General features: G+C 68.2%; 2 protein-coding genes. Both read left to right on the top strand.

Translation table 11 applies throughout. The features are described 5' to 3' along the window. On the top strand, window positions 1-1,515 hold a 1,515-nt coding region (locus AC1VAN_RS14190; RefSeq protein WP_480986026.1), incomplete at its 5' end, for an OmpA family protein. Next, window positions 1,512-3,972, top strand: a 2,461-nt coding sequence (locus tag AC1VAN_RS14185) for a hypothetical protein (RefSeq protein WP_480986025.1), incomplete at its 3' end; no start/stop codon positions are given. The genes AC1VAN_RS14190 and AC1VAN_RS14185, both read left to right, overlap by 4 nt.

Genomic DNA, 3,972 nt, shown 5'->3' with positions numbered 1-3,972 from the left:
GTCGACATCGCCGTGGGCCGCAGTGCCACCATCACCTACCTGTTGCGGGTGGGCGCGGGCGTGCGTGCCGGCAACCACATCAACCAGGCCGTGGCCACCGCTGACGATGGCACGCCGCTGTCGAATGTGGCGACCGCTGAAGTACGCATGGATGCCGACCCGCTGCTGGAAGACAGCTTGGTGTTCGGCACCGTGTTCGATGACCGCGACGGCGACGGATGGCAGGACAGTGCGGAACTCACCGGTGTTCGCGTACAGGGCGGTTTCGCGCCTGCCGCGTACGTGCCGGGTTCGACAACGCTGGATCGTGGCGATGGACCGCAGCCGTTGGCCGATGCCAGCGCGCCCCTGCTGCATGGCGTGCAGGTGGGCGTGGTACACGGCCTGGCGTCTACGTCGGACACGGTCGATAGCCATCAGGTGGTGATCCGCCAGCGCCTGCGCGAACTGTCCTTCACCGATGATTTCGTGCTGGAAAGCGCCCAGGGCCATCGCCTGCAGCTGGATGCGCAGGGTGTGGCAACCGTGCAGCACAGTGGCGAGGCGGCCAAGGGCCTGACCGCAGCCGAGCCGGCCGTGCATCGCGAGATCGCGCGGGTGGCCGAGGGCTAYGAAGTGGCCTACGTGATCMGCAACAGCGGCATCCAGGAGCAGGGCATTCCCGGCGTGCGCCTGGCCACCGTGGAGGGCCTGCTGATCGAAACCGATCCGTTCGGTCGTTACCACCTGGCCGATGTGCACGGTGGCGATGCGCGGTTGGGCCGCAACTTCATCGTCAAGCTGGACCCGGCAACGGTACCGGCGGGTTCCGGACTGACCACCGAGAATCCGTTGCTGCGTCGGGTTACCCAGGGCGTGCCGACCCGCTTCAGCTTCGGCGTGCGCCTGCCGCCGTCGCCGCAGGCCGCCGCCGAGCGCGCCGAACTGGCGTTGGGCGAAGTGTTGTTCGCCCCGGGCAGCAGCGAGCTGCGTGCCAGCTATCGTCCGGTGCTGGCGAAGATGGCCGAGGTGGTCAATCGCTACCAGGGCGGTGACGTGGTGATTGCCGCCAACGGCGAAAGCCAGGCATTGGCCTTCGCCCGTGCGGTGGCCGTGCGTGATGCGCTGCAGGCCGAAGTGGCTGAAGGTTCGCGCGCTGGCCTGACGGTGCAGCTGCGTACCGACGTGCGCGATCCGCACTCGCTGGTCGCTGGCGTTGATGCCGGCGGCGCGCTGCTCGGCAACGTGCTGTTTGACACCGACAAGGCGGTGATCCGCGAGGAGTTCAAGCCGCTGCTGGCTGCCATCGCCGCGCGCCTGGAGCAGATGGGGGGCGGCCAGGTCAGCCTGGTCGGCCATACCGATGTGCGTGGCAGCCACGCCTACAACCAGGCGTTGGGCCTGCGCCGTGCCAATGCCGTGTTCGAAGCGCTGCGCGTGCAGCTCAGCCCTGCCGTGCAGCAACGCCTGCGCGTGCGCAACGAGGAGACCGCCGCCACCCGCGCGGCGGCCCACCAACAGGAGGCCCGCCGATGAGCGCCCATCACTCTGTCGTCCGGCGTCCCGCCCGCCTGCACCGCGCTGCGTTGTACCAGTCACTGCTGCTGGGTCTGGCAGCAACGGCGCAGGCCGCGCCGCCGCCGGCCAACGACGCGTCCATCGATGGCGCGCCCATCCACTGCGAGGGCAACCAGTGCAGCGCCGAGGGCGACCTGCTGTTCACCCTGCGCTCGCGCAGCTTCGATGAGCCGGTGACCGAAGGCACGTCGACGCGCTCGTCATCGCAGGTGCTGCAGCCGGACCGGCGCGTAAGCGTGGCGCTGGACGAGCCGGGCAAGGCGACCGTCCGCGGTGAATTCATGATCCGCCTGCCGGAAGGTGGCGCGATCTGGGCCACCGAAGACCCGGCCATGGGCCAGCCCGAGCTGTCGATCTCGGCGCCGGGCATGGTGGCGTTCGACCAGGGCCGCATCGTGCGTCCGGTCGAATTCTTCGTGCGTGGCAACTACACCGCGTTCATCAAACGTCTGGAGGTCAGCCTCTACCGCGGCAGCGACAGTGACCGGGTCGCGCCCCTGGCGACCTTTGAACTGCCTGTGGCTGCGGTCGGGCAGGGCAGTTGGGACGGTGCGCTGCCGGCGTCCACGCCGCTGCGTCGTGGCGACCGCCTGGTCTATGTGCTGCGCGCGTACGATGCCGAGGGCAATGTCGATGAGACCTCGGCGCAGTCCATGCAGCTGGTGACGCTGGCCGAAGTGGAGCGTGGCAACCAGCAGCTGCGTGACGCGCTGGAAGATCGGCGCGGCACGGCCGTCGATGCCAACCAGGCCGCTTCGTTGTCGCTGCTGGAGCAGGTGTTCGACAGCAACGGTCTTCGCCAGCAGAACATCCCGGTGTACGGCTCGCGCGTGCGCCTGCGGGGCCGTGACCTGCCGCTTGGCGCGGCACTGAAGATCAATGGCGAAAGCTATCCGCTGGACCAGGACCGCAAATTCGCCGCTGAATACCTGATGCCGATCGGTCACCACGTGTTCGACGTGCGGGTCGAGCGGCCCGACGCGCCGGCGATCGCACGCACGCTGGAGGTGGATGTCAGCGGCAGCTATCTGTTCGGTGTGGGCCTGGCCGATGTCACGGTGTACCAGAACAAGGCCAGTGGTGCGGGCCGCGATGTCGCCCGTGGCGAGCGCGGTGACGATGTGCTCAGCGACGGGCGCCTGGCGTTCTATTTGAAGGCCAAGACCCGTGGCCGCTATCTGTTGACGGCGCAGGCCGATACCCAGAACCGGCCGCTGGACGAGCTGTTCACCGGTTTCACCACGGCCGATCCGCAGGACCTGTTCCGCAGCCTGGACCCGGACCTGTATTACCCCACCTATGGCGACGATTCGCTGACCCAGCGCGACGTCGACAGCATGGGCCGCTTCTACCTGCGCATGGACTGGGACAAGAACCAGGCGCTGTGGGGCAACTACAACACGGGGCTGAGCGGCACCGAGTACGCCCAGTACGTGCGTTCGCTGTACGGTGCGGCGCTGTCGTGGCGCTCACGCGGCGCCAATGCGTGGGGCGATGCGCAGACCGAACTGCGTCTGTTCGGATCGCAGGCCGAGACCGCGCCGGGCCACAGCGAGTTCATCGGCACCGGCGGCAGCCTGTAYTACCTGCGCCACGCCAGCATCCTGCGCGGCTCGGACCAGGTGGTGCTGGAGATCCGTGACCGCACCACCGGCCGTGTCGAACAGCGGGTGTCGCTGGTGCGCGGTGCCGACTACGAGATCGATGCGTTGCAGGGGCGCATCCTGCTGACCCGGCCGCTGGCCCAGGTCAGCCGCGAGAACCTGCGCCGGATCAGCCGCGACGTGCCGCTGGACGGCTACGAGCAGCGCCTGATTGTCGACTACGAATGGGTGCCGACCGGCTTCGACAATGACGACATCACCGCTGGTGTGCGTGGCAAGCACTGGTTCGGTGATCACGTGGCGGTGGGGGCCACCTATGTGGACGAACAGCGCGCTGGGCAGGACTATTCGCTGCGCGGTGCGGACCTGACCCTGCAGGCCGGGCGTGGTACCTACCTGAAGGTCGAGCACAGCCGCAGCGAGGCGACCAGTGCGCCGGTGTTCTTCTCCGACAATGGTGGTCTGAGCTTCACCCGCCTCAACCCCGAGGGGCCGCGCGAAGGCGAGGYGACCGCGGTGGAGGCACGGGTGAACCTGCGCGAGCTGGGCTGGACCCAGCGCGACTGGAGTGCCGGCGCCTGGTGGCGGCAGGTCGAGGGAGGCTATTCGGTGGGTCGCTTCGACACCGGCCAGCGCGTGCGCGAACAGGGCGCCGAACTGCTGGGCTACGTGACCGACGATTTCAGCCTGTATGCGCGTTACAGCGAAGCACGGCGTGGCAATGAATCGTTGATCCAGGCCCAGGCCACCGCCGAATGGCGGATCGGTGACAACGACCGCGTGTCGGCCGAGCTGCGCCGGGTGCAGGAAG

The sequence above is a fragment of the Stenotrophomonas sp. 05L44_2 genome (genome assembly GCF_056665995.1).
The sequence above is the reverse complement of the archived record's forward strand: the minus strand, read 5'-3'. Positions and strand labels throughout refer to the sequence as shown.